Origin of the sequence: Nocardia albiluteola, from assembly GCF_018860155.1 — a bacterium.
Classification (GTDB): Bacteria; Actinomycetota; Actinomycetes; order Mycobacteriales; family Mycobacteriaceae; genus Nocardia; species Nocardia albiluteola.
In genome coordinates this window covers 465,602-489,904 of the sequence record NZ_JAHKNI010000002.1, presented here as the reverse complement: position 1 = coordinate 489,904, position 24,303 = coordinate 465,602, and the positions used below count along the sequence as shown (strand labels likewise).

26 protein-coding genes are annotated in these 24,303 nt (G+C 69.2%); 11 read left to right on the top strand and 15 right to left on the bottom strand.

The features are described from left to right. Positions 1–20 precede the first annotated feature (20 nt). The 6 genes from KO481_RS08070 to KO481_RS08045 form a co-directional block, all read right to left on the bottom strand. On the bottom strand, positions 21–698 hold the full coding sequence (locus tag KO481_RS08070; RefSeq protein ID WP_215916357.1) for an MspA family porin: 678 nt from the start codon (positions 696–698) through the stop codon (positions 21–23). Between the two features lie 524 nt (positions 699–1,222). After that, entirely contained in the window at positions 1,223–1,453 is a 231-nt protein-coding gene (locus KO481_RS08065) for a hypothetical protein (RefSeq protein ID WP_215916739.1), read from the bottom strand. Next, complete coding sequence (locus tag KO481_RS08060; protein ID WP_215916356.1) at positions 1,450–1,944, bottom strand: MogA/MoaB family molybdenum cofactor biosynthesis protein; 495 nt, start codon at positions 1,942–1,944, stop codon at positions 1,450–1,452. The genes KO481_RS08065 and KO481_RS08060 overlap by 4 nt, the downstream gene beginning before the upstream one ends. A gap of 98 nt (positions 1,945–2,042) precedes the next feature. Next, positions 2,043–3,665, bottom strand: a complete 1,623-nt coding sequence (locus KO481_RS08055; RefSeq protein ID WP_215916355.1) for a S1C family serine protease — start codon at positions 3,663–3,665, stop codon at positions 2,043–2,045. 70 nt (positions 3,666–3,735) lie between these two features. Next, positions 3,736–5,133, bottom strand: a complete 1,398-nt coding sequence (locus tag KO481_RS08050) for a sensor histidine kinase (protein WP_215916680.1) — start codon at positions 5,131–5,133, stop codon at positions 3,736–3,738. A 215-nt stretch (positions 5,134–5,348) separates the two neighbouring features. After that, the gene (locus KO481_RS08045) at positions 5,349–6,038 is read right to left on the bottom strand and encodes a response regulator transcription factor (protein ID WP_215916354.1); all 690 of its coding nucleotides are present in this window, start codon (positions 6,036–6,038) and stop codon (positions 5,349–5,351) included. A gap of 402 nt (positions 6,039–6,440) precedes the next feature. Between KO481_RS08045 and KO481_RS08040 the strand changes: the two genes are divergently transcribed. From KO481_RS08040 to KO481_RS08020, 5 genes are all read left to right on the top strand, one after another. After that, positions 6,441–9,287: an ATP-binding protein gene (locus KO481_RS08040; protein WP_215916353.1), complete on the top strand. Its 2,847-nt coding sequence runs from the start codon at positions 6,441–6,443 to the stop codon at positions 9,285–9,287. Beyond that, a complete protein-coding gene (locus KO481_RS08035) occupies positions 9,284–9,697 on the top strand; it encodes a roadblock/LC7 domain-containing protein (protein WP_215916352.1) in 414 nt (137 codons plus the stop codon). Before KO481_RS08040 ends, KO481_RS08035 begins: the two co-directional genes overlap by 4 nt. 19 nt (positions 9,698–9,716) lie before the next feature. After that, positions 9,717–10,088 carry a DUF742 domain-containing protein gene (locus KO481_RS08030; RefSeq protein ID WP_215916351.1) on the top strand — a complete coding sequence of 124 codons (372 nt, stop codon included), beginning with the start codon at positions 9,717–9,719 and terminating at the stop codon, positions 10,086–10,088. Continuing rightward, positions 10,069–10,689: a GTP-binding protein gene (locus KO481_RS08025; protein WP_215916350.1), complete on the top strand. Its 621-nt coding sequence runs from the start codon at positions 10,069–10,071 to the stop codon at positions 10,687–10,689. The genes KO481_RS08030 and KO481_RS08025 overlap by 20 nt, the downstream gene beginning before the upstream one ends. Positions 10,690–11,003: 314 nt before the next feature. Next, positions 11,004–11,816, top strand: a complete 813-nt coding sequence (locus KO481_RS08020; protein WP_215916349.1) for an MHYT domain-containing protein — start codon at positions 11,004–11,006, stop codon at positions 11,814–11,816. Positions 11,817–11,939: 123 nt separating this feature from the next. Here the strand turns inward: KO481_RS08020 and KO481_RS08015 are convergent, their stop codons facing one another. Further along, on the bottom strand, positions 11,940–12,644 hold the full coding sequence (locus tag KO481_RS08015; protein WP_215916348.1) for a hypothetical protein: 705 nt from the start codon (positions 12,642–12,644) through the stop codon (positions 11,940–11,942). Between the two features lie 364 nt (positions 12,645–13,008). On the opposite strand from KO481_RS08015, the gene KO481_RS08010 reads away from it, so the two are divergent. Next, positions 13,009–13,398, top strand: coding sequence for a hypothetical protein (locus KO481_RS08010; protein WP_215916347.1), 390 nt, complete (start codon positions 13,009–13,011; stop codon positions 13,396–13,398). Positions 13,399–13,680: 282 nt separating this feature from the next. Here the strand turns inward: KO481_RS08010 and rpmF are convergent, their stop codons facing one another. Genes rpmF through mrf form a run of 3 tightly spaced genes read right to left on the bottom strand, consistent with a single transcriptional unit; the run spans position 13,681 to position 15,605 of the window. Continuing rightward, a complete protein-coding gene (gene rpmF / locus KO481_RS08005; RefSeq protein WP_215916346.1) occupies positions 13,681–13,854 on the bottom strand; it encodes a 50S ribosomal protein L32 in 174 nt (57 codons plus the stop codon). Continuing rightward, a complete protein-coding gene (locus KO481_RS08000; RefSeq protein WP_215916345.1) occupies positions 13,854–14,147 on the bottom strand; it encodes a type B 50S ribosomal protein L31 in 294 nt (97 codons plus the stop codon). The genes rpmF and KO481_RS08000 overlap by 1 nt, the downstream gene beginning before the upstream one ends. Positions 14,148–14,159: 12 nt before the next feature. Next, positions 14,160–15,605, bottom strand: a complete 1,446-nt coding sequence (gene mrf, locus KO481_RS07995; RefSeq protein ID WP_372451947.1) for a ribosome hibernation factor-recruiting GTPase MRF — start codon at positions 15,603–15,605, stop codon at positions 14,160–14,162. A 103-nt stretch (positions 15,606–15,708) separates the two neighbouring features. On the opposite strand from mrf, the gene rpmB reads away from it, so the two are divergent. The 4 genes from rpmB (at position 15,709) to rpsR (ending at position 16,882) form a co-directional block, all read left to right on the top strand. Further along, complete coding sequence (rpmB, locus tag KO481_RS07990; protein ID WP_215916344.1) at positions 15,709–15,945, top strand: 50S ribosomal protein L28; 237 nt, start codon at positions 15,709–15,711, stop codon at positions 15,943–15,945. 12 nt (positions 15,946–15,957) lie between these two features. After that, entirely contained in the window at positions 15,958–16,128 is a 171-nt protein-coding gene (gene rpmG / locus KO481_RS07985) for a 50S ribosomal protein L33 (RefSeq protein WP_215916343.1), read from the top strand. A gap of 76 nt (positions 16,129–16,204) precedes the next feature. Then, complete coding sequence (rpsN, locus tag KO481_RS07980) at positions 16,205–16,513, top strand: 30S ribosomal protein S14 (protein WP_215916342.1); 309 nt, start codon at positions 16,205–16,207, stop codon at positions 16,511–16,513. A gap of 114 nt (positions 16,514–16,627) precedes the next feature. After that, entirely contained in the window at positions 16,628–16,882 is a 255-nt protein-coding gene (gene rpsR / locus KO481_RS07975; protein ID WP_215916341.1) for a 30S ribosomal protein S18, read from the top strand. 76 nt (positions 16,883–16,958) lie between these two features. Here rpsR and KO481_RS07970 read toward each other — a convergent pair whose 3' ends face one another. Continuing rightward, complete coding sequence (locus KO481_RS07970; protein WP_215916340.1) at positions 16,959–17,486, bottom strand: LysM peptidoglycan-binding domain-containing protein; 528 nt, start codon at positions 17,484–17,486, stop codon at positions 16,959–16,961. Between the two features lie 299 nt (positions 17,487–17,785). Between KO481_RS07970 and KO481_RS07965 the strand changes: the two genes are divergently transcribed. Beyond that, positions 17,786–18,259, top strand: a complete 474-nt coding sequence (locus KO481_RS07965) for a hypothetical protein (RefSeq protein WP_215916339.1) — start codon at positions 17,786–17,788, stop codon at positions 18,257–18,259. A gap of 255 nt (positions 18,260–18,514) precedes the next feature. On the opposite strand, the gene purH is transcribed toward KO481_RS07965, so the two are convergent. The 4 genes from purH to KO481_RS07945 all read right to left on the bottom strand — a co-directional run bounded on the left by purH (position 18,515) and on the right by KO481_RS07945 (position 24,136). Next, positions 18,515–20,089, bottom strand: coding sequence for a bifunctional phosphoribosylaminoimidazolecarboxamide formyltransferase/IMP cyclohydrolase (gene purH, locus KO481_RS07960; RefSeq protein WP_215916338.1), 1,575 nt, complete (start codon positions 20,087–20,089; stop codon positions 18,515–18,517). Positions 20,090–20,101: 12 nt separating this feature from the next. Then, positions 20,102–20,731 (bottom strand): phosphoribosylglycinamide formyltransferase, encoded by a 630-nt coding sequence (purN, locus tag KO481_RS07955; RefSeq protein WP_215916678.1) that lies wholly within the window; start codon positions 20,729–20,731, stop codon positions 20,102–20,104. 517 nt (positions 20,732–21,248) lie between these two features. Continuing rightward, positions 21,249–22,856 (bottom strand): cell division protein PerM, encoded by a 1,608-nt coding sequence (locus KO481_RS07950; RefSeq protein ID WP_308166420.1) that lies wholly within the window; start codon positions 22,854–22,856, stop codon positions 21,249–21,251. 200 nt (positions 22,857–23,056) lie between these two features. Further along, complete coding sequence (locus KO481_RS07945; protein ID WP_215916337.1) at positions 23,057–24,136, bottom strand: DUF5336 domain-containing protein; 1,080 nt, start codon at positions 24,134–24,136, stop codon at positions 23,057–23,059. Between the last annotated feature and the right edge of the window lie 167 nt (positions 24,137–24,303).

The window sequence follows — 24,303 nt, the reverse complement described above, 5'->3', positions numbered from 1 at the left end:
GGGTTCGCTGAACGGCCACGTCAGCCGATGCTGAACGGCTGCCCGTAGAGCGTGGTCTTCGAGTAGTTGTTGCCGACAACTTCGACAACCGTGTACGCACGCGCCTGGGCATAGCCCGCGCAACCCTGGATGTTCATCTCCGCGTCCTGGTAGTCGACGCCCCAGTGGCCCGGGTGAGTGATGTCCATGTCATCGATCTGGACGAACTTCACCTGGCCGGGGCCCAGGTTCAGGCCGATCGAGCCACCGACGTTGGCGCTGGTCAGGCTGACGCTGCCCGAGATGCCCGCCGAGATCGCGTCGGTGCCGATGTTGACCTGGCAGCCGATGATGTATCCGGTGTTGATCTGGGAGCTGGCGTGGGTGGACGAATTGTTCGACCCCGGCGTGTTCAGCTGGCCGTTGTTCGGGCCGACAGTGGTTTTGGGTGCGTTCGGCACATCGGCCTCGGCGCGACCAGAGACCCAGACAGTACGGCCGGCACCGTTGGCTGCCAGGGATGGCGAAATGGTCGCGTGCTCGCCGAAGCGGTGGATGACAACTCCGTCGGGACCCGCCGTCGTACCGTCCGGCAACGGAATGTACGCGTCTGCGTTGGCAGCACCGGTCGAAAGAAGCCCGATCGCAACGGTCGCCGCCGCGCCAATGCCCGCGATCCGGGCACCGCGACGCACACCGCTGGTGCGGTTCTCGCTCATACTTCCCCTCATCAGGTTAATGCAGGCAGCCTCGACCACCGAAGCTGCAGTTCAGCCTCGACTATCAACGCTGGGCGTTTCGGCATCGACCACCGATGACGGCGTCCCCAGCCTCGACCTCCGAGGCTGTTCTCAACCCCGACCACCGGGGTTGAAATCACGGTTCGGGTAAGACCCCAACTCGGCCTTGCAACGGAGTGTTGCCGTCGTGTAACCGACAGCAAATCCCGCTGCATTCGGCAGACCGATTTGACGGAACCGGGCCACGTTCCGCCGGATCCGACGCCGAAGCGTCATCTCCGGGCCTTGGAGAACCGCTGGTGGTACAGCCCAAAGGCGAACATTAAACGCACTGGCAACCGGCTGACAACGTAAGCAGACGTAAACACGATGTGATCTAAATCACATCGAGAATCCGGCGAAATCACGACAACGCCAAAAACGCTGTGAGCGTTCGGAAAAGAGAAAGGTCGCGAGTTACGGCTCGAGTACGTCATCGCGACGCATATGTGATGGGGAGTGACTCACCCGTGATGCGGGGGCACCTGCGCCCGCAACCAATCGTCCGAGGAGTTCTGCGACGAGGCGGATTCTCCCTCGGGGCCGCGTTCGTCAGTGGTGGTTTGCGGAAGGGTATCGCCGAATATGCGCGCCAGGCGCGCGGCATCGGCCGCCGCGGCACGCGCGGCACCCCCCGCCGTGGCCTCGGTGGCCCGGCGGGGGGGCTTCTCGTCGTCGTGCGAGGGCGTACTCACTCGTCCAATCCGGACAGCTCATCGATGACGCGGCTGGCGAGCGGGCCGAGGGTGGCCATGCCGTCGCGCACCGCGGCGCGGCTGCCCGGCAGGTTGACCACCAGTGTGCTGCCCGAGATCCCCGCCAGCCCGCGGGACAGGCCCGCATCGAGCGAACCGGCCGACAGGCCCGACGCGCGCAGCGCCTCGCTGATGCCGGGCAGCTCGCGGTCCAGCACCTCGGAGGTGGCCTCGGGGGTGACATCGCGCGGCGACATGCCGGTGCCGCCGACCGAGATCACCAGATCGACGCCGCCGATGACGGCGGTGTTCAGGGCATTGCGGATCTCGACCTCGTCGGCGGCGACCAGCACGGTGGCATCGACCAGGAATCCGGCCTCCGACAGCAGCTCGACCACCAGCGGACCGATCGAATCGGTCCCCCCGTGGGCGGAACGGTCGTCCACAACCACCACAAGCGCACGGCCCGCCACAGGGGCATCCATTTCCATGCCGCTAACCGTAGCGTCCAGCGGTGACAAGGACCCAGTTCCCCCGGAGTCCCGGCGGCGGTCCCCCAGCAGGGTCAGGGGGCGGGTGCGGCGCTCGGTCATCGGCCACCGTCCGCGGGCGCGCCGGCGAGGGTCACCTGGACGGTCTTGGGGTTCTGACCGTTGGTGTCGGTATAGGTCACCGAGACCTTTTCGCCCGGCTGATGCGAGCGCACCGCGGCGACGAGCGCGTCACCGCTGTCGATGACCTGATCGTCGAGCTTGGTGACGACCACTCCCGCCGGAATGCCGGCCTTGGCCGCGGGGCCGTCGGCGGTCACGTCCTTGACGACCGCACCGCTGGTCCCGACATTGCCCGGCGCCTGGTTCAGCACGGACATGCCGATCTGGGCGTAGGTCGCGTGCCCGGTCTTGGTCAGCTGGTCGGCCACGCGGCGGGCTTGATCGACCGGAATCGCGAAGCCGAGCCCGATCGATCCGCTCTGCTGGCTGCCGTCGGCCGAGCCGCCCAGCGTCGCGATCGCGGTGTTGATACCGATCAGCTTGCCGTTCATGTCCACCAGCGCACCGCCGGAGTTACCCGGATTGATCGGCGCGTCGGTCTGCACGGCGGAGATCACCGTGCCGTTGCCGCCGGACTCGCCGCTGGTGGACACCGGCCGGTTCAGCGCCGAGACGATGCCGGTGGTCACGGTGCCGGCCAGCCCGAGCGGGGAGCCGACCGCGACGACCGGCTGGCCGACCTGCAGATCCCTGGAGGTACCCAGGTCGATCGGCGTCAGGCCGGACTTGTTGGCGGCCTTGATGACCGCGATGTCGGAGACCGGATCCACGCCGACGACCGAGGCCGTGGCGGTGCTGCCGTCCTTGAACTGCACCTGCATCTTGGCGTCGGCGCCCGCGCCGCTGGCGACGTGGTTGTTGGTCAGGATCAGGCCGTCGGAGGACAGGATGACCCCCGAGCCCTCGCCCTCGGTCCGGTCGCCGACCACCTTGATCATGACCACGCTGGGCAGCACCTTCTGCGCCACCGCCTGCACCGAACCGGCGGGCGCGGTCACCGAGGCGTTCCTCGCGTTGGAGGACGGGCCGTCCAGGGCGTTGGTGGCGGAGGATCCGCTGCCCGAGTTGGCGACCAGCGCGCCGACCGCGCCGCCCACCCCGCCCGCCACCAGGGCCAGCGCCAGGGCGGCGGCGATCAGGCCGCCCCGGCCACGCGGCGGCTTGGTGGCGGTCGTCGTCGCATAGGGCGCGGCGGCGAAGGCGCCGGTGTTGTTCGGATCGGACGCGTAGGGGGCGCCGGGCACGGCCTGGAAGGACCCGCTGGGCGGCTGCTGGCCACCGCCGTACGCGTGCGGGTACGGCGGCATCGGGGTGGTGTGCTGGGTGGGCGTCTCGCGCGGCGCCCAGGCCATGTACTCCGGGGGCACCGCGCCCTGCCCGGTGAGCTGCTCGGTCGGGTACTGCGGACGCGGGTAGGACCCCCCTGGCGCCCCCGGGATCGGCGGCTGCGGGGCGAACGGCCCAGCCCCGGCACCCGGCGCCGCGGAATACGGTGCGGAAGGAGCCGCGGGAGGCACAGGCGCGGCACCGGAAGGCTGGGGCACGGCACCGGAAGGCTGAGGCACGGCACCGGGAGGCTGAGGCACGGCACCGGGAGGCTGAGGCAGGCCCGCGGGAGGCTGCTGCGGATCCGGGCTGTCCTTCGGGTCCTGGGTCATTTCTCTCTTTCTCCTCACGTCTGCCGACCAGCGTGGTTACCTCTACTGAGAGCGGACTGAGACGTGCCTATCAGTTCACCATCAGTTCACCGGGATTCGCGGATGGTCCGCTCTCCCCCGGCAGGACGATACGGATGAGCGCACCGCCGCGATCGGATGTGTCGATTGTGATGGTTCCGCCGTGTTTGGTCACGACCTGTTTGACGATGGCCAGGCCCAGGCCCGAACCGGGCATCGACCGCGAGGCCGTGGTCCGGTAGAAACGCTCGAAAACCAGCTCCCTCTCGGCGGGCGCAATACCCGGCCCCGCATCGTCTACGGCGAATTCCAGGAGTCCGGGCCCGGTTTCGCGCATGCTCACCCGGACCTGTTCCCCTTCCGGACTCCATTTCGCGGCATTGTCGAGCACATTCAGGATCGCACGCTCGAGCCCGGCCTCGTGACCATAGACGAACCACGGGCGCAGGTCCCCCACGAATTCCACCGTGGTGCGCCGCCGCCGCGCCCGTTCGAGCGCCCGCGCGGCCACGTCGCCGATATCGATCTGGTCGTAGACCGCCTCGGGGGCATCCTCCCGCGCGAGGTCCACCAGATCGCCCACCAGCGTGGACAATTCCTCGATCTGGGCCATGACGTCGGCCTGCAGTTCGGCCATGTCCTGCTCGGGTATGTGCGGCGCGCCGGGGCGGGACGAGGCGATCAGCAGCTCCATATTGGTGCGCAGCGAGGTCAGCGGGGTGCGCAGCTCGTGCCCCGCGTCGGCCACCAGACGGCCCTGCCGATCCCGGGATTCGGTCAGCGCGCGCAGCATGGAATTGAAACTCTCGGTGAGCCTGGCCAATTCGTCGTCGCCGGTGACCGGGATCGGCGCGAGGTCGTCCGTGCGGGCGATCCGCTCGGTGGCCGCGGTCAACCGCGCGATCGGCCGTAATCCGGTGCGGCCCACGGCGGCCCCGGCGGCCGCGGCCGCCACGACACCGCAGATGCCGACCACGAACAGCAGCCAGGCCAGGCGGTTCAGCACCTCCTGCGTCGGCTGCAGTCGCTGCGAGATCACCAGGGTCGCACCGCTCTTCATGCGCTCGGCCAGCACCCGCTGGTTGGCGGCGGTGCGCAGCGAGAACGAGGACTGGCCCTTGGCCACCGCCATCTCCGGCGCCCCGACCGGCGGATCGGTCGGCTGCGGCGGCACGTACGGCGGGTACATGTCCGGGAAGATCAGCGCGATCCCGATGTCGTTGGAGTACAGGCTGCCGATCGCCAGGGTCGGCAGAATCCCGAGGCTGTCGAGGTTCTGGCTGATCATCACCTCCGCGCGCGCCTTCAGCTGCTGATCGACGTCGGAGTACAGCGACCGGGCCACCATCGCGTAGGCGGCGATCGAGGTCAGGGCCACCGCGATCGCCACCACCGAGGCGGCCAGCAGCGTGACCCTCCAGCGCAGCGAGACCGACCTGGTCAGCGGCATCGGGGGGCGCAGATCGTGCGGGTCGGCGCGCTGGGCGACCCCGGCGACGCCGTGCCCGGCCGCGCCGTCGCGCCCGCGCCCGGTCGTCTCCCGCGACCGCCTTTCCGAGCGGCTGTTCCCGCCGCGCCCGGTCGTACCCCGCCCGGCCGGACCGTGCCCCTTGGCGCCGAGTCCGGTCGGGTGCGGAACATTCCTTCCCACGATGTCGAACACTCCTACGGCGGCGTCTCGCGCAGCACGTATCCGACGCCACGCACGGTATGGATCAGGCGGGGCTCCCCCTCGGCCTCGGTTTTACGCCGCAGATATCCGATATACACCTCGAGCGCATTGCCGGAGGTGGGGAAGTCGTATCCCCAGACCTCCTCGAGAATTCGGCTGCGGGTAAGCACCCGGCGCGGATTGGCCATCAGCATCTCCAGGAGTGAGAACTCCGTGCGCGTCAGGCTGATGGCGCGCTCGCCCCGCGAAACCTCCCGGGTGATCGGGTCCAGCGACAGATCGGCGAACGTCATCGTCTCCGACGCCTCGGCGGCCGGGTCGGCGATGGTGCGGCGCAGCAGGGCGCGCAGGCGGGCGAGCAACTCCTCGAGCGCGAACGGCTTGGGCAGGTAGTCGTCGGCGCCCGCGTCCAGCCCGGCGACCCGCTCCGAGACCGAATCGCGTGCGGTCAGAACGAGTATCGGCAGGTCGTCGCCGGTGCTGCGGAGCCGGCGGCACACCTCGAGGCCGTCCAGGCGGGGCATCATCACATCGAGCACGAGCGCATCGGGGCGTTGCAGCGTCACCTTGTCCAGGGCGTCGACGCCGTCGACGGCGAGCTCGACCGTGTAGCCGTTGAAGGTCAGCGACCGCCGCAGTGATTCCCGCACCGCGCGGTCGTCGTCGACTACCAGAATGCGCATGAGATCCAGTCTGACCGCACCGACTGAGAGTCCACTGAGAAGACCCACTCCGACACGCCGGAGCACCGCGAGCCTATGACCAGTCGCTTTGCTCGGTTACGTGCGCCGTGCACGAAACATGTTGCGCGCGGAGGAATTAAACAATGGGAAAACGCGACCCGGGTCCGAATTGCCGTCACCAACTTCACACGGTATGTTGCCTGCCGTAAAAGAAGACCTGCAGTCGGTTCTCCGCCGGTTGGACCCGTAAGACGTCAGTTCACTTTCCGCAAATTCGAGCGCTCGGATTTGCCCGGCAGTGAGCGAACGTGCATGCGAGCCATGGGTGCTCCGCCCGCCCGGGCACGGGCCCGCGATGAGGGCCGCGGGGGCGTATGCGCGAGCGGAGGCGACGGAAGCAGGATGGGCACTGCACCGCGACCATGGCAGCGATCGCTGTCCAACCTCTCGGTAACGAGCAAGGTCGGCATCGTACTGCTGCTACCGGTCATCCTGGCCTCGGTCTTCGCGGTGCTGCGCATCAAGGACGAGCTGGGCACCATCGCACAGCTCAACGCGGCCGCCCAGCAAGCACAGATCATCCGGCCGGTGCTGGACTACGCTTCGGCCGCCGAGGATCTCGCCGTCGCGGCCGGCACCGGGGGCGCCGGCGATCGGGCCCTGGACCAGGTCTCCGCGCGCTTCGACCAGGCCGCGGCGAATCTGCAATCGGCGCTGCAGCTCTCGCCTGTCGACCAGCAGGTGAGCACGGAGGTCACCGACGCGCTGTCGGCGGGCCGCAGCCTGCGCAACAGCCTGCACGGCAGCTCACCGCTGGTGATCGGCAACCAGTCCGACGAGGTCGCCACGCACATCAGCAACGCACTCTCGACGCTCACCACGCCCCAGGAGACGGTCCTGGAGCGGTACTACACGCAGCTGGGCGATCTCACCATCGCGCGCCGGATGTTCCTTCAGCAGCAGCTGCTCATCGGCAGCGGCGAGATCAGCAACAATCCGGCCATGCTGGCGCAGGCCCTCACCGCCACCGGCGCCGAGCTCACCATGATCAATCAGTACGCGGTGGTGCAGCCCGTCTCGGCGTACAAGCCCGACGTGCTGCTGGGGGCGCAGCAGGCCCGCCTGCACGCGTTGAGCCAGAACAACGCCGAGCCGATGTCGCTGCCGGGAGTCGGTGATTCGCTGAAGCTGAGCACCGCGACCTACACCGACGCCACCGGTCATCTGGTCCAGCTGATCAATTCGGGCCTGTCCCAGACCTCGATCGCCGCCCGCAGCACCGTGCTGCGCGACGTGGCGTCCGTGGTCGTGACGCTGCTCGCGGGCCTGGCGCTGGCGCTGGCGGTGGCGCGCTCGCTGGTCGTCCCGGTGCGCCGGCTGCGGCGCGGCGCGCTGCAGGTGGCCCACATCGACCTGCCCGCCGAGCTCGCGGTGGTGCGCGAGGGCGGCGCGACGCCCGAGATTCTCCCGGTCGACGTGCAGACCACCGAGGAGATCGGCCAGCTGGCCCGCGCGGTCGACGACATGCATCGCCAGGCGCTGCACCTGGCCGCCGACCAGGCGCGGCTGCGACTGCTGATCAGCAGCATGTTCGAGACCCTGTCCCGGCGCAGCCAGTCCCTGGTCGAGCAGCAGCTGACGCTGATCGAGGACCTCGAGCGGGACGAGGACAATCCGGGACGGCTGCAGAGCCTGTTCCGCCTGGACCACCTGGCCACCCGCATGCGCCGCAACGGCGACAACCTGCTGGTGCTCGCGGGCACCGCGCTGCGCCGCGGCCACCTGCCCCCGGTGCCGCTGTCGGACATGCTGTGGAGTGCGGTGTCCCAGGTGGAGGACTATCAGCGGGTCGAGATCGGCGCGGTGCCCGACGGCATCGTGGCCGGCGAGCCCGCGGTCGATGTCGAACATCTGCTGGCCGAGCTGATCGACAACTCGCTGCGCTATTCCCCGCCCAGCACGCCGGTGGCGGTCTCTGTGAACCCGGCCTCGGAGGGCGGCTATCTGATCGAGATCACCGATCGCGGCCTGGGCATGTCCGGCGAGGATCTGCGCTCGATCAACGACCGGCTGGCCTCCGGCGGCGAGGTGACCGTCGAAACCGCCCGCCGCATGGGCCTTTTCGTGGTCGGACGGCTAGCCAAGCGGCACACCGTCACGGTGAGCCTGCGGCGCACGTCCACGATGGCGCAGCAGCCGGGCATCACCGCCGCGGTGCACCTGCCCGCCTCCCTGGTCACCTCGGGCCCGCAGTCCGAGAGCGCCGGACCGCAGGGCGCCCCGTTCCCGGCCGCGGCGCCGGGCCGGTCCCTGTCGGTGGCCGCCGACCCGGACGCACCGGAGCCCGGCTCGCTGTTCGCCACGCCCGGAGCCGGACTGCCGCTGCGCCGGCCGGGACGATCCTCGGTATCCGCGGCGCCGCCGATCCCCGAGCCTGCCCTCGGCGCCCCGGAACCGGTGCGGGACGGCGTAATCGGCTTCCGCCCGTTCGACGAGGCGCGCGAGGACGACGACGAGTCCGCCGAAACATCCTGGGGCGACACCGAATCCGAGACCGAGCACTGGGCACAGGTGGACGAGCCCACGGCGCGGAGCCTGGCCCGCCCGGCCACCACCTCGTGGCGCATTCCCGAATCCGATCCGTCCATCGACTCCTGGCCGACATCGCAACTGTCCCAGCCGATTCGGCGCCGCGACCCGGCGGAACCGGAAGCTCCGAAGGAGAGCCGGCCCGCGGAATCGGTTCCGGTGCAGGCGGATATACCGGAACACACGATGTCCTGGTCGACGGACGCGGCCGATCTGTGGGCCCAGACCGCCACGCTGCCCGTGCAGCAGCCCGCCCCGCGCGAGACCGTCACCGAATCGCCGATCTATCAGCGGATGGTCTCGGAATGGTTGGTCGAGCCGTCGGCGAGCGAGCCGGTCGAGGCCTGGTCCTCCCCCGCCGACGACGGCTGGGCGGCGGCCGCGGAGGCCAGCCGCCCGACCACGGTCCACCGCACCACGGGCGGCCTGCCGATCCGTGCCCCGGGCGCGCAGCTGGTTCCCGGCAGCCTGCCCCCGGCCGCCGAATCCGCTGCCCCGGATCCGGAGGAGATCCGCAACAACCTGTCCAGGCATCTGAGCGGGGTGCGCAGCGGACGAGCCAATACGTCGTACACGGATGAAAACGGGTACAACGGAACTCGGTCCGGCGGCGCGGCCCAGTATCAAGACGCGCAGTACACAGACGGAGGACATGTATGACCGATACCGAGCAGCCCCCCACCGACGAAAACCTGAACTGGCTGGTCACTCGCTTCACCCGCGAGGTACCGGGCGTTTCGCATGCGGTGCTGGTATCGGCCGACGGCCTGCTGCAGGCCACGAGCCCGCATCTGCCCTCGGATCGCGCCGAACAGCTGTCCGCGGTGACCGCCGGACTGGCGAGCCTGTCCTCGGGTGCGGCTCAGCTGTTCGAGGGCGGCAAAGTGATGCAGTCGGTCGTCGATATGCAGCGGGGCTATCTCCTGGTCATGAGTGTGGGCAACGGGTCGCACCTGGCGGTGCTGGCCAACAAGCAGCACGACATCGGCCGGATCGGTTACGAGATGGCACTTCTGGTCGACCGGGTCGGTGCGGTCGTGCAGGCCACCGCCCGGTCGGCGGCGGTCTGACCAGGACCGGTCCGAGCCGATGCCCAGTTCCTCCGGAGCCGACCCCCGGCCAACCACCCGAGTCCGCCCCTACGCGCTGACCGCGGGGCGCACCGAACCCGCGATCGACCTCCCGCTGGAGGCGGTCGTGGAGACCCTCCCCTACGCGAGCCGATTCGATTGGCCCGCAGGCGATGTCCGCACCGATATCCTCCGCCTGGGTGGCCGGCGGCTGTCGGTGGCGGAGATCGCCGCCCACCTCCAGCGCCCGCTGGGAATGGTCCGTGTCGTCATCGGCGATCTGGTCGTGGCCGGTACGCTGCGGGTGCACACCACACTCAGCGACAACGCCACCTTCGACGAACGCCGCTCGCTCATGGAGAGGACCCTGCGTGGACTCCGCGCTCTCTGACGCCACGCTCACCGCGCCCGAAAGCCGAACCGCCTCGACAAAGATCGTGGTGGCCGGTGGATTCGGCGTCGGCAAGACGACCTTTGTCGGCGCAGTCTCGGAGATCGTGCCGCTCCGCACCGAGGCGCTGGTCACCGGATATTCCGACGGCGTAGACGATCTGACGGGCATTCCGAACAAGGAAACCACCACGGTCGCCATGGATTTCGGGCGGATCGTCCTGCCCGGCAATCTGACGCTGTACCTGTTCGGCACGCCCGGCCAGCGCCGGTTCTGGTTCATGTGGGACGACCTGGTCCGCGGCGCGATCGGCGCGGTGGTGCTGCTGGACACCCGCCGGATCGAGGACAGCTTCGCGGTCGTCGACTTCTTCGAGGCGCGCGAGCTGCCGTTCCTGGTGGCGGTCAATCGTTTTCCCGACTCGCCGCAATTTCCGGCCGCGGAGTTGCGCGAGGCGCTGTCGATCCGCGAGGGTGTGCCGATCGTCGATATCGACGCCCGCGACCCGGCACAGGTGCGCCAGTCGCTGGCGGCGGTCACCGAGTACGCGATCGCGCGCCTGACCGGAGGCTCGCAGCCCGCGGCGACCGCCCAGCGCTGAGCTCGGCGCCGCGACAACGCGGCAACAAGGTACCAACCAGATTCATTCAGCCAGGCGGGCAGGCATATTGCCGGAGCCGGCGGTGAAATCCGGCTACCAACAGGGAAATCGGCGGTACCGGTCGCGATCTCGTTTGCCCAGCAACGATATAGGGCTGCCGGAGCGATCCCGAGATCGTTCCGTCCCGGCCGCAGAGTTGCCGAACCGTAATGAAATTCACGGCCCCGCGGCGAATCATCCTGTCCGACCGTGACATAGAAATACCGGCGGGTGGGAACACAGAACCCGAACAAATACGATCCCAGGGGGAACCCGTGCAGTACTTCACCATGGGCACCTGGGTGCTCGGCCTGTCGCTCGGTGTGGCGGTGGCCGGCGCCCTGGTAGGCCTGATCTGCATCCGGCAGTCCACGCTGTCGGTGACCGCGAAATTCCGCCTGGTGTGGCTGACCGCCGCCGCGGTCTGCATCGGCGCGATCGGCACGCATCTGGGCACGTCCGTCACGCTGCTGGGCGTCGGAGTGGGCGGCGGCACAGTCCATTACGACCTGCTGCGCCGGGCGGCGGCCCTGATCCTGGTGCCCGTAGCGGTGCTGGCCGCGCTGCTCATCGTCGGACGGAACCCGCAGCTGCCGCGGCTGGCGGTCGGGGCGCTGGTCATGGGCCTGAGCCTGGGTGCGGGGAATTACTTCGTACTGAGTGCGCTGGAAGTCCAGGGCACCGTCTCGATCAGCCCGGCGATCATCGCCGGGGTGACCGTGCTGTCGGTGGTGGTCGCGTTCGGCCTGCTGTACGCGATGCGGTTGCGGGCGACGGTCGCGCTGCTCGGGGTGGCGATGCTGTACGCGGCCGCGATCGTGGGCATGCACTATCTGGCCCTGTCCGGGCTGCAGGTGCATCTCGACCCGGCCATGCCGCCGCCCGGTGGACAGGACCTGTTCACAGTCTTCATCCCGGTCTTCGCGATCGGTGTGATGTCGCTGGCGATCCCGATCACCGCAGTCCTGGTCGCCCCCGACCGCGCCGGGCGTCTGCAGCCCGAGCCCAGAAAGCCCCGGCAGCGCCGCCCGCGCCCGACGCGCCCGACCCGGCCCGCGGGCACGCGCCGCCGGGAACCGGTCGGATAGTTCCCGCGCAACGGTGCGCCACATGCTTCGGGCCGGATCACCACACGGGTGATCCGGCCCGAATTCTATTGTGTCCCAGGTAATTCAATTCACAGGGGACGCTGCCGTCCGGCAGGGCTCGGTCTAGACGTCGCCCTGGGCGTGCAGGGTGTTGTACATCTGCACACCGCTCGCGATGCCGACCACGGTGCCCAGGGTCGCGCCACCGACGATGGCGCCGACGCCGCCGATGGTGGAGGCGCCGAGCAGGCAGCCGCCGACGATGCCGAGCGGGGTGCCGATCACGGTGGCCGCGGTCAGGGTGCCGCCGGTGAGGGCGCCGACCGGGCAGCCGATGAGGGCGCCGCCCACGCCGCCGACCATGCCGCCGACGCCAGTGGCCAGGCCGAACTGAGTGGCCGCGACACCGAGGGCGCTGTTGAAGTCGGCCGTCGGGTCGTGCGGGGCGGGGGCGTCGACCGGCTTGATCGCCGCGTCCGCCGGGTGGGTGGTGATCGGGTCGACGGGGGCGGACGCCGCCTCGGCCGCGGGCAGGGCGGCCTTCGGCGTGGCGGCGAAGGACTGCTGGCCGTACACCGTCTTACCTGCGGCGTCGGCGACCTGGATCTGGCCACCCAGGGTGGTCAGCTTGCCGAACGGAGTGTTCAGCACGGTGGAGGCGTCGGCGGTGTTGCTGTTGTACTGGACACCCGGCGCGATCGCCAGGCTCAGGGCGTGCGGATCCACGACGGGAGCCGCAGCGCCGGGGGTGGCGGCCGAGGCGGTGCCGGTGGCGAGCGCAACGGCGGCGGTCGTCGCGAGCGTCGCGAGCGACACAGCGTACGTCATCTTCTTCATACGAACCCCATCAGATTCTCAGTTGATGCGCTCACTCCAGGAAGCGCAGAGCCATAAATTTCGAGCCCTCACAGAGACTCGCCGGTGCAGATTACGAATCGGTAACAAACCCCGTCAATAACCCGACAAAAATATTCCCTTCATGTTAAAAGCGTGCAAATTTGGACAAAGACGGGGTGGGGCGAACGTTTCGGCGAACTCTCAGCGTGCGCATATGTGACGACGATTACTCCGGAAATCCGTCACCGGCAGCACAATTGCGTGCCGAACTCTCTCGCGCCGTCCACGCTGCCGGCGGTCACGCGGTTCTCCCGGGTGGGCCACGGTGGGCGGGTTCGCGATTAGGGTTGGGTCCATGCAATTCGCCCCGGACGATGCCGGCCACGGGGAGGCGGCGCCCGCATCCACCGACCTCGAGGCCATCCTGCGCGATATCCAGATCCAGTTGCGGGGGCCGGAGCTGTCCGGCTGGCCGCAACTGGGCTCCGACACCGGCGAGCGGCACCGGACAGTAGTGGAGGCCTTGGCGGCAGCACTGACGCAGATCGCCGAACTGCGTACGGAAATAGGCGATCTGGAGGCAACTGTCGCCGACCTGGAGCACCAGGTGCGGGACCTGTCGCCGCACCGCCTGCCGTGGCCGCTCTCGCTGGCCGAAGGGGCGCTGCTACTGCTGGGCGAGCAGGTGGCGCGGCTGGAATCGCTGCTGCCGGACCTGCCGGGCCGCGAGCCCGACCGCCCCTGAAGTGGCGATGAGCGGGTTCCCGGACTTGCAGTGGGAACCCGCCCTCCCGGATGAGGTTACCGGCACGAGGGCACGAATACATCACTTCGCGCGGACTTTTTCGCACCCAATAACCCACTCCCAGTGCGCAGTTCATCTTTCAGCTACCTCCTCGCGATCCGATCTGGCCACACTTCCCCAGCTCGGACGCTGCGTGGCATTTGCCAACTCGTCGCCGAATCCAGACAAATGTCTCGCGAGTGGATGACCAAATCCCCTACCGAACTAGGCGCATCGCACAACTCACAGCCGGGCCGGATCGATTACTCCCCGCCGCACCGCGGCCACGAGGCGCCGCGGCACCCGATAGACCACGCCGCCGACGGTGACCGGAACCAGCTCGGGCGGCGTCGCCTTCCAATTCGCCCGCCGGCTACGGGTATTCGATCGGGACATGCGCCGCTTGGGAACGGCCATCAGCGTGCCTCGCCTTCGGACTCGGCGGCCTGCGCGGCGCCGGGACGCGCGCGCCTGCCATATTTGCGTTCGAACTTCTCCACCCGCCCGGCGGTATCCAGCACGCGGTGCGCGCCGGTCCAGAACGGATGGGAGTCGCTCGTGACATCGACGGTGATCAGTGGATAGCTGTTGCCGTCGGTCCACTCGGCCGTGCGCGTGCCGGTCGCGGTGGATCGGGTGAGGAAGCGCTTGCCGGTGCTGACGTCCTCGAAGATCACCGGATGGTAATCGGGGTGGATACCCGCCTTCATGGATCTGCCTTTCTACTCGTGCGTGTCGTGCGGCAGCGCGGCCTCGGTCGCGCCCTCGGATTCGGTTGTGTCGCAGGGATCCCGGTGCCATTCGCCGAAGGGGTCCTCCCACTGCGCGACGAGTCCGGGCGCGGTGCGCACCTGGCGCAGCTCGTCCTCGTCGACCAGCGCCCAGTGCAGGGCGTGCCGGATCTCGTCCGGATCGGCCGCGCAGATCAGAATCGTCAGCGAGACGTCGCGATCGCCGAAGTGCTCGTCCCAGCGCAGCGCGGCCAGCGCGCGGCGATCCGGATCCGCGGCCGCGAACTCCACCGGGCTCATGGCGGCCAGCCAGGGGCCCGCGCCGCCCACCCGCAGGCCACCGCCCGCGGACTCCAGCCACACCACTTCCTCGGGCTGGGTGGCCAGCCATACCCGGCCCCGGGCGGTGACCACGCCGTCGAACAGCACATCCAGCGCCTCGTGCAGGCGCGCCGGATGGAAGGGGCGGGAGGCGGCGAATTCGACCAGCTGCACACCGTATTCGGCCTGCAGCGGCGGACGCCCGCGCAGCAGCGGTGCGTGCGCATCGAAGATCCGGCCGCGCCGGGCGCCGGCGGGCAGGCGGGCGAGCAGGCCCTCGACGCGTTCGCGGTCCGGACCGGCGGGGCCGTCCAGCCACTCGGCCGGGGCCAGCGGGACCAGGCGGTCCAGGATCGCCGCCAAGCGCGCCCGGTCGCCACCGCCGAGCGCATCGGGCGCGAAAACCAGGACGGCGTCGGCGAATTCGACCTGCCCCACGGCCACCTGCGCGACCGTGCGCTCGTCGTCGGCGGCCGCGAGACCCCGGTCCGCGAGGGTGTCCTCGCCGAGGATGTCGACGGGCCACGCCTGCGCGTCCAGCCCGGTGATCACCGCCCCGATGCGCACGTTGCGCCCCGCCGGCCCGTCCACACGACCGGCGACGCCGACCACCGGGACGTGCTCGATCGCGTGGCATACCGCCTCCGCCTCCGCCTCGAACCTAGGATCCAGAGCGATCACGATGCGCCGCACCGAATCTCGCGTCGCAAGCAGGCACAGCAGCGGCAGCAGGTCGGCACGCAGCGTGCAGGAGACGCAGCCGTGCGCCAGTTCGTGCACGGTCGTCACGGCGCGGTGCGCGAAGAGATCGTTCCCGCGCGCCCCGGGGCCCGGCTCCATGAACCCCGCACCGTTGTCCGTGAACCCGGCACTGCCGTCCGTCGGGCCGGCGCGCTGCGGGTCGAGATCAACGGGTGTGCCGTACCAGACGGTCCGGCGCACGATGCCCTCGTTCAGGGCCGTCAGGTCGTGCCGGACGACGACGGTGCCGGGCGTGTCCAGCATCGTGCGCGCGACCCGATCCATGCCGTCGTGCACCGAGCCGCCCGGCCCGGCCTGGACGGACGCACCGGCCAGCAACACCACGGGCGTGCGGCGGTCGGGAGCTGACACCACCGGAACCCCTTTCGACAATCATTTTCATTTACCGGGGGCTCACGCTACAGTGTTCGACGGCCGTTGTCGAAAACGGTTTTCATCTTCAATTCAGGAGGATTCGGTGTCGGCACACTGTCAGGTCACCGGGCGCCGTCCCGGATTCGGCAAGTCCGTCTCGCATTCACACCAGCGCACGAACCGGCGCTGGGACCCCAACATCCAGCGCAAGACCTACTACCTGCCCAGCGAGGACCGCCGCATCCGGCTCACCGTGTCGGCCAAGGGCATCAAGGTCATCGACCGCGACGGCATCGAGGCGGTCGTCGCCCGGCTGCGCGCCCGCGGCGAAAAGATCTGAGGGAGCTGACCGATGGCATCGAAGTCGACCGACATTCGCCCGATCATCAAGCTGCGGTCCACCGCGGGTACCGGGTACACCTATGTCACCCGCAAGAACCGCCGCAACGATCCGGACCGCATGGTGCTGCGCAAGTACGACCCCGTCGTGCGCCGCCACGTGGATTTCCGGGAGGAGCGCTGATGACCGCGCGGCCGGGACCGAAACCGGGCCAGCGAGGCAAAAGGCCGGCGGCACAAGAGAACACGCGGGAGCACTGATGGCCAAGAAATCCAAGATCGCACGCAACGAGCGGCGCCGGATCATCGCCGCGCGGCATGCCGAACGGCGTGCCGAACTGAAGGAGGCCGCGCGCCGAGCCGCGGCCGCCGGCGCGCCGGACGCGGCCGAACTGTATGCCGCCCTACAGCGCCTACCCCGCGACGCCAGTCCGGTACGATTACGCAATCGGGATACTACGGATGGCCGCCCCCGTGGATATCTACGGAAATTCGGACTTTCCCGAGTACGCGTGCGCGAAATGGCCCACCGCGGAGAGCTGCCCGGTGTGCACAAATCGAGTTGGTAGACACCCGGATCTCGTGAGCGAGTAAGGAACCCCGGCATGAGCGGTCAGGGCTCGGAGGCGGCAACTTGCGTAACCACGTAGAGATCAGAGCTCATGCCGAGAAAGGATGCTGATATGGCAGTCAAGCGAGCACCGTCCAAGAAGATCAGGGCCGAGCAGGCGCGGCGGCCGAAGAAGAACCCCCTGATTTCCGCCGGCGTCGAGGTGGTCGACTACAAGGATGTGAACCTGTTGCGCACGTTCATCTCCGACCGCGGCAAGATCCGCAGCCGCCGCGTCACCGGGCTCACCCCGCAGCAGCAGCGTCAGGTCGCCATCGCGGTGAAGAACGCGCGCGAGATGGCGCTGCTCCCCTTCACCAGCCGATAGCGGCCGGACGCGAAGAGCCCCGGCGCCGATCAGCGGCGTCGGGGCTCTTGCGTTGTATACCAGAGGTTTTCGCGAATTACGGGATGGTCAGCACCTGACCCACGTTGACCGCGTCGGGGTTGTCGATGCCACTGGCCATGGCGATATCCATGTACCGGTTGCCGTCGCCGTAGAAGCGTTCGGCGATCGCCCACAGCGTGTCGCCCGCCGCGACCGTGTAAGTATGCGTGGCCGGCGCACCCATGTTCATCTGCTCGGCGGCCGCGATCGGGTTGTCGGTAAAGGTGTCCGACGCCCACAGCGGGCTGCCGTCCCTGCCGAACAACACCACGTTGCGGTCCGCCTGCACAACCAGGCGATCCGCGTCCATGCCGTTGGTATGCGTGGCCCATGCCGCGCCATCATCCTTGTACACCACGAAATTGCCGTCGTCCTGCAAGACGGCACGAACAACACCCTGGCCGTGCGTATTGGTCGCCCACACCACGCCACCAGGTTCGGACAGCACCAGATTGCCGTCGTTCTGCAGGGTCAGCGCGTATGCACCACCCTGCAGGGACTGGCCCAGACCGAGTTCATCGCCTACGTGCAACGTATCGCCCACGGGAACTTCCTTTCGGGATTCGGGGAAGTGCTTCGTCGGTTGATCAATGGCACAGATTGGATTTGCTCATCGTTTGCCGACGATACTGCGTGGTAGTCCGCACCGGACGAATTAGGGCGCATTCGTTATACCCCCCCGCCACCCCGCCGACTCCGCAAGCTCCGTCAGCTCACCATCCCGCTGCATTTACCCACCCCGCCGACTCCGCAAGCTCCGTCAGCTCACCATCCCGCTGCATTTACCCACCCCGCCGACTCCGCAAGCTCCGTCAGCTCACCATCCCCGTAGGGTGTGGCGTCATGAACGGGATTTCGGGACCCCGCCGGGCCGGTGTGGCCGCCGCGGCGCTGCTGGCCCTGCTGGCCGCGGGCTGTGGACAGGCGAACCACGGTGACACGCAGGCGAATACGACCACCAGTGCCGCGGACGCGACGTCGTCGGGCCCGAGTGCGCCCACCGAGCAGAACCCGCCGAATCCCGGGCGCACCTTCACCGCGAATCCGGCGATCGTCGGCGCGTCGCCGATCCCCTTCGACAGCTGGAGCCGGATCGCCCCCGATCGGATCGCGGTGAATTTCCAGATCGGCTCGCCGGACTGCTACGGCGTCGACGCCACCACCACCGAGACCGGCAGCACGGTCACGGTCGCCCTGCGGTCGGGCAAGCTGCCGGCGGCGATGGGACGGATGTGCACAATGATCGCAGTATTCGGCACGCTCGATATTCCGCTGCAGCAACCCTTGGGCAATCGAAAGGTGCTCAGTGCCACATAGATTCGCCCCATCATGTGACCTCGATCACAATAGCCCTGGAGCTGGCCTTATAGCGTCACGATCTGAAGCGGGCGCAATTCGGAAGTGATAGGTTCCCTGCATTAGAGGGGGAACACAGGCCGATTCCCGGCGCTCGCCGGGATGACGAAACCCGGTATTCGGGATGTCCAATGCCCGAGGACCGGACGATAGAGGCTCTGCGCGGGAACCGCAGCTCCGCGCAGAGCCTCTACTACATTCTCCGGTTGTTCTCGCTCAGTGCGCGAAATGCCGTGCGCCGGTGAGGTACATCGTCACCCCGGCCTCCCGGCAGGCGTCGATCGTCAGCTGATCGCGCACCGAACCGCCGGGCTGCACAATGGCCTTCACCCCGGCCGCGATCAACTGCTGCGGCCCGTCCGGGAACGGGAAGTAGGCGTCCGAGGCCGCGACCGAGCCCTTGGCCCGATCCTGCGCACGCAGCACCGCCAGGTGCACCGCGTCGACCCGGTTGACCTGCCCCATGCCGACGCCGACCGAGGCGCCGTCGTGGGCGAGCAGAATCGCGTTCGACTTCACCGCACGGCAAGAGCGCCAGGCGAATTCGAGATCGGCCAGCGTCGCGGCATCGGCCGCCTCGCCGGAGACCAGGGTCCAGTTGGCCGGATCGTCGCCCTCGGCATCGATGATGTCGCGCTGCTGCAGCAGGGCGCCGCCGCTGATAGGGCGCAGCTCGGCACCGCCGCGGGTGGGCCGGTCGGCGACCAGGATGCGCACATTCTTCTTGCGCTGCAACACATCCACCGCGCCGTCGGCGTAGCCGGGGGCGACGATCACCTCGGTGAAGATCTCCGCGACCTGCTCGGCCATCTCGACGGTGATCTCCCGGTTGGCCGCGATCACCCCGCCGAACGCACTGACCGGATCACAGGCGTGCGCCTTGCGGTGCGCCTCGGCGATGTCGGCGCCGACCGCGATGCCACAGGGATTGGCGTGCTTGACCACGGCCACCGCGGGGGCGGTGTGATCCCACGCCGCGCGCCAAGCCGCATCGGCGTCGGTGTAGTTGTTGTACGACATCTCCTTGCCGTGCAACTGCTTTGCCTGCGCTAGCCCCGGCTGGCCGCCGTTGCTCGCGTACAGCGCGGCGGCCTGGTGCGGGTTCTCGCCGTAGCGCAGCACGGCCTGCCGGGCCCAGGTGCCGCCCAGCCACTCCGGAAAGTTCAGCGCCGCTTCGCCTTCCGGCGCACCGGCATCAACCAGGACGTTGGTCATCCAGCTCGCCACCGCCACGTCGTAGCTTGCGGTGTGCTGGAAGGCCTTGGCCGCCAGCGCCGTTCGCTCGGCGAGGGTGAACCCGCCGGACTTCGCCGCGGCCAGCACGCTGTCGTAGTCGCCCGTATCGACCACCACGGCCACCGAGGGATGGTTCTTGGCCGCGGCGCGCACCATCGAGGGGCCGCCGATATCGATCTGCTCCACGCATTCGTCGGGGCTCGCGCCGCTCGCGACGGTCTCGGTGAACGGGTACAGGTTCACCACCACCAGCTGAAAGGCATCCACGCCCAGCTCGACCAGCTGATCCGCGTGCTCCTGCTTGCGCAGGTCGGCCAGGATGCCGGCGTGCACGCGCGGGTGCAACGTCTTCACCCGGCCGTCGAGGGTCTCCGGGAATCCCGTCAGATCCTCGACCTTCGTGACCGGGATGCCCGCATCAGCGATGCGCGCCGCGGTCGACCCGGTCGACACCAGCTCCACGCCCGCGGCGTGCAGCCCCGTGGCCAGCTCGACGAGCCCGGACTTGTCGTACACGCTCACCAGCGCCCGGCTGATCGGCTTGCGCTCAGTCACCGTACAACTCGCTCATTCTGGGATAACTGCCTTTCGTCCATCGGAGACAATGCCTCGCGCCGCGACGGCCGCGACAACCTGCGCCAGCAACCGCCGTTCGACAACCTTGATCCGCTCGTGCAGGGTGTCCTCATCATCGCCGGGCAGCACCGCGACCGCCTGCTGCGCCAGGATCGGCCCGGTGTCCACGCCCGCGTCCACCAGATGCACGGTCGAGCCCGTCACCCGCACCCCGTAGTCGAGCGCGTCACGCACCGCGTGCGCACCCGGGAACGAGGGCAGCAGGGCGGGGTGGGTATTGATGATCCGGCCGCCGAACCGCGCCAGAAAGACCGGGCCGAGAATCTTCATGAACCCCGCCGACACCACCAGATCCGGCTCGTACGCCGCGACCGCGGCCGTCAGCGCGGCATCCCAGGCGGCGCGATCGGGGTGGTCGCCCAGCGCGACCCGGAAGTGCTCGATACCGGCGGCATCCGCGTGATCGGTTGCCGCACAGACCCGGTCGACACCGACGGCGGCCACTCGTGCCGGATACCCCGGCTCGGCGGTCGCCGCGATCAGCGAACGCAGCAGCGACCCGGTGCCCGAGGCGAGCACGACAATAGTTGATCGCGGCGCTTCCGAGGGCGCTGAGCTCACCCACCCCGCCGGCTCCGCAAGCTCCGTCGGCCCGCCGTCCCCTGGGTTCACCCACCCCGCCGACTCCGCAACCTCCGTCGGCCCGCCGTCCCCTGGGTTCACCCACCCCGCCGACTCCGCAACCTCCGTCGGCCCGCCGTCCCCTACGTGGTTACGCAAGCTGCCTCCTTCGGGCCCGCCGGTGCGTGCCGCGGGCTCGCGGGCACGGCCGCGGGTACCAACTGGGCGGGCGGGGTCGTCAGCGCTCTACTCCCTGTGCGTCGGGACTGCAGGATTGCGGCGGATGCGAGGACCGCCGCCCTAGAGCCTAACGACCTCCCACCTCGTCACCTTCCGGCAGGTCCGCCTCCACCGCTTCGGCGTCGGAAATCGCTTCGGCCAGCCTCACCACAGTCCGCCAGATCCGCCGCAACCCAACGACGGTCCGCCTCACCGCTGCCCGGCGGGTCGGCTCCATGACTTCGGGTTGAAGAAGCTCGACTGTCCCGCCCCACCCCGGTGGCGAGAATGTCGACACCTAACGACCCTCCGCCGCACCACGGCCCGGAGGGTCGGTCTCGACCACTTCGGCGTCGAGAATGTCGTCGGTCTCGTTGGCTCTGCCGCCGGCCCTATGACGAGTGTCGAGGGCGGGCTGTTCCTCGACGAGTTCGCCATCGATCGTGGCGGGGTCGGAGGCGTTGTGTGGGTCGTAATCGTCGTAGCCGTAATCGTCGTCAGCGTAAGGACGGTCGGGGTCGGCGTAATCGTCGTCATAGCCCTCGTCGGTGTCCGCGTACTCGTCGTCGGCGTAGTCGTACTCGTCGTCGTATTCGTCTTCTGCGTACTCGTCTTCCGCGTAGTCGCGGTCGTAATCGTCGTCGTATTCGTCGACGTTGTCCGCGTAGTCCCCGGCCCGCCGACCGCCCACCGGTGCGGGCAGGAACCACCCCGTGCACAGCAGGCCGACATATCCGGGGATCGCCAGCCACAGCAGGGTCAGCCCGGCGAAGGTGAGCATGCCGGGCCCGATGTCGCCGAAGGAGCCGACCGTGCCGCCGGCGATTCCCCCGGCCACCAGCATCGCCAGCGCGGTCAGGCCCGCGGCGCTCAGCGTTGCCCACGGGCGGCGGGCCTGGTCGCCGGACTCGCGGGCGCACTCCATGCCGGCGAGCACACCGACGGCGGCGGGTGCCAGCAGCAGCACCGGCCACCACACAGCGGCCGGACCGGCGGGCACCGCGGCCAGCACCGGCAGTGCCGGCACCGGCGCGCCGGCGATGGAGAACACGCTCAGCCCGCCCGCGCCGATGTGCACGTCGGCGCCGACCAGCACGGCCGCCGCGCCGATCACCGTGTTCGGCAGATAGGCCAGCGACAGCAGCGTCAGGCCGAACACGCCGCCGATATTGCCCGCCGCGCGGTAGGTGTCGCCGATTCGGGACCAGTGCACCAGGAACGAGACCGCGGTGACCAGCAGTCCGCCCAGCAGCAGGCGCCGCACCGCGCGCCGGGCCGCCCGGGCCGCGGGCGCTGCCCACGGCGGGAGTTCCGCCAGCAACCGGTCCCGCAGTGGATTCGGGCGGCTCGCGATACCGGCGACGGCGGCCAGCAGATGCAGCCCGACCACCCACGCGAAGGCGGCCAAGGCCTGCGGCGGCTGCAGCGCGACGACCGACGACGCATCGTCGGCCACGGCCAGGCACACCGCCGTGACCAGCAGCGGACCCGACAGTGCGGCGCCCAGAATCCAGCCCAGATCCGTACCCGAGGAGTCGGATTCGACCGCGCGGGCGCAATCGCGGGCGGTCAGCCACAGCACCAGCCCCGTGGGCGCCAGCGGCAGCAGGCTCAGTGTGGTCTTGCCGACAACGAGCGGAACCTGGTGCACCGCAAGCCAACCCGCGGCAATCGCGCCCGAGGCCCCGGTCATGGGGCTGTTGGCGGCGAGCAGCGTGAGAATCACCAGCGCCACGATGATCACGACGGTGAAACTGGTCGCCCGGGCCGCGACGATGAGCAGCACCCGGGCGCGCTCGGGGCTCAGCGAAAGGAAGAGGTTGTCCTCGGGCCCGGGATCGTGGTCCGGATCGACCTGCGGCGAGCGCGCGTTGCGGGGATCCCAGCGGATCGGAGATGCCTTCACGATCTCGCTCCCCCGTCGTTCGGATGGCCCGGCCGGAGGTGACGCTCGACCGGCCCGCCGGGCTGTGCCGGGATACGGCCTGATACACGCTGGTGACGCTCGCCCACGACACCCCAGCGTGGCACCTTCCGCCGCGGCGGGGAGTCAGGCGCGCCGTATGGGGAACGCCCGACTCACCGACGGATTTCGGCGACCTGGGATTACTTGTCGTCCTCGCCCGGACGGAATGCCCGGGTAGCATCCGCGGCCGGGTTGGAGGTCTGCTCCTCGCCGAACGGATTGGCGGGCTTGGGCGTTGCCGCCGGAGCGGACGGATTCGCGGAGCTCGCGCCCTGCTGGCCGTAGCTGGGCGAACCGTATTGCTGCTGCGCGCCGCCGCCGATGTGCTGCGTGGCACCCGCGTCGCCGGGCGCATCCGAGGTACCCGGGCGCTGCTGCGCGCCGTACCCTGGCTGCACACCGTACTGCTGCCCGTAGCCGGCCTGGCCGTACGGCGACTGCGCCTGCTGCCCGTACTGCGGATACTGCTGGCCGGACTGGCCGTAGGGCGACGGTGCCTGCGGGTTCTGACCGTAGGAGGGCTGCTGGCCGTACTGCCCGTACGCGGCGGGCTGACTCGGCTGGCTCTGGCTGTAGGGCTGCTGGCCGTAGCCACCCTGAGTACCGTAGCCGCCCTGCGGGGGCGCCTGCGGCGCGGCCGGTTTCGGCTCGGGCACCACCACGATCCCGCTCTCGAACAGCACCGACGCCACCGCCGACGCGGCCTGCACCAGCCCCAGGAAGACAACCACCCAGGTACCCCATGCGGCGCTGTATCCGTCGGGCATGGTGAACGAGACGAATAACAGTCCCAGGAAACCGGCCGCCGACGCGGCCGCCGAGGCACCGAGCCAATTCTGTTTCGGCAGTAGCGAAATGGCCGCCAGCAGACCACCGGCCAGCAGCACGATCAGCGGCGCCGCGCCACCCGGGAAGGCGAAGAAGGTCCGGGTGACCTCCTGGGTGTGCACACCCATGCCGACGTCCTGGCTGTTCTCGGTGATGTGGGGCGTGAAGCCCAGAAAGAAGTTGATGACGCCCAGTACCGCGACACCGACCGTGAGATAGAGCGGCAGGCCCGCGCCGTTCGAGGACCCGGCGAGGGCGGACGGCCCCGAGGTACTCGATCCCGGGGTGCCTGCCGCGGCACCGGTGGAGCTACCCGGTTGTGGGGGGAAGCTTGGTGCGGAGGAGGGCGTCGCGGGCTGGTTGTACCCGGAGCCCCCGGACGGGTAGGACATGTTGTCGTCTCCTTGTCGGATCCTTCGTCTTCACAACTGGATGCCCTCCTGACGCTACTGCACCAGAGCGCCCGGGTCACTGCCAACGCATACCGCTCGGTGTGCGCGATACACCAGGTGAACGGCCCGGATCCTGCGGCACACACCGGAAAGGCCGAAGGCCGCCT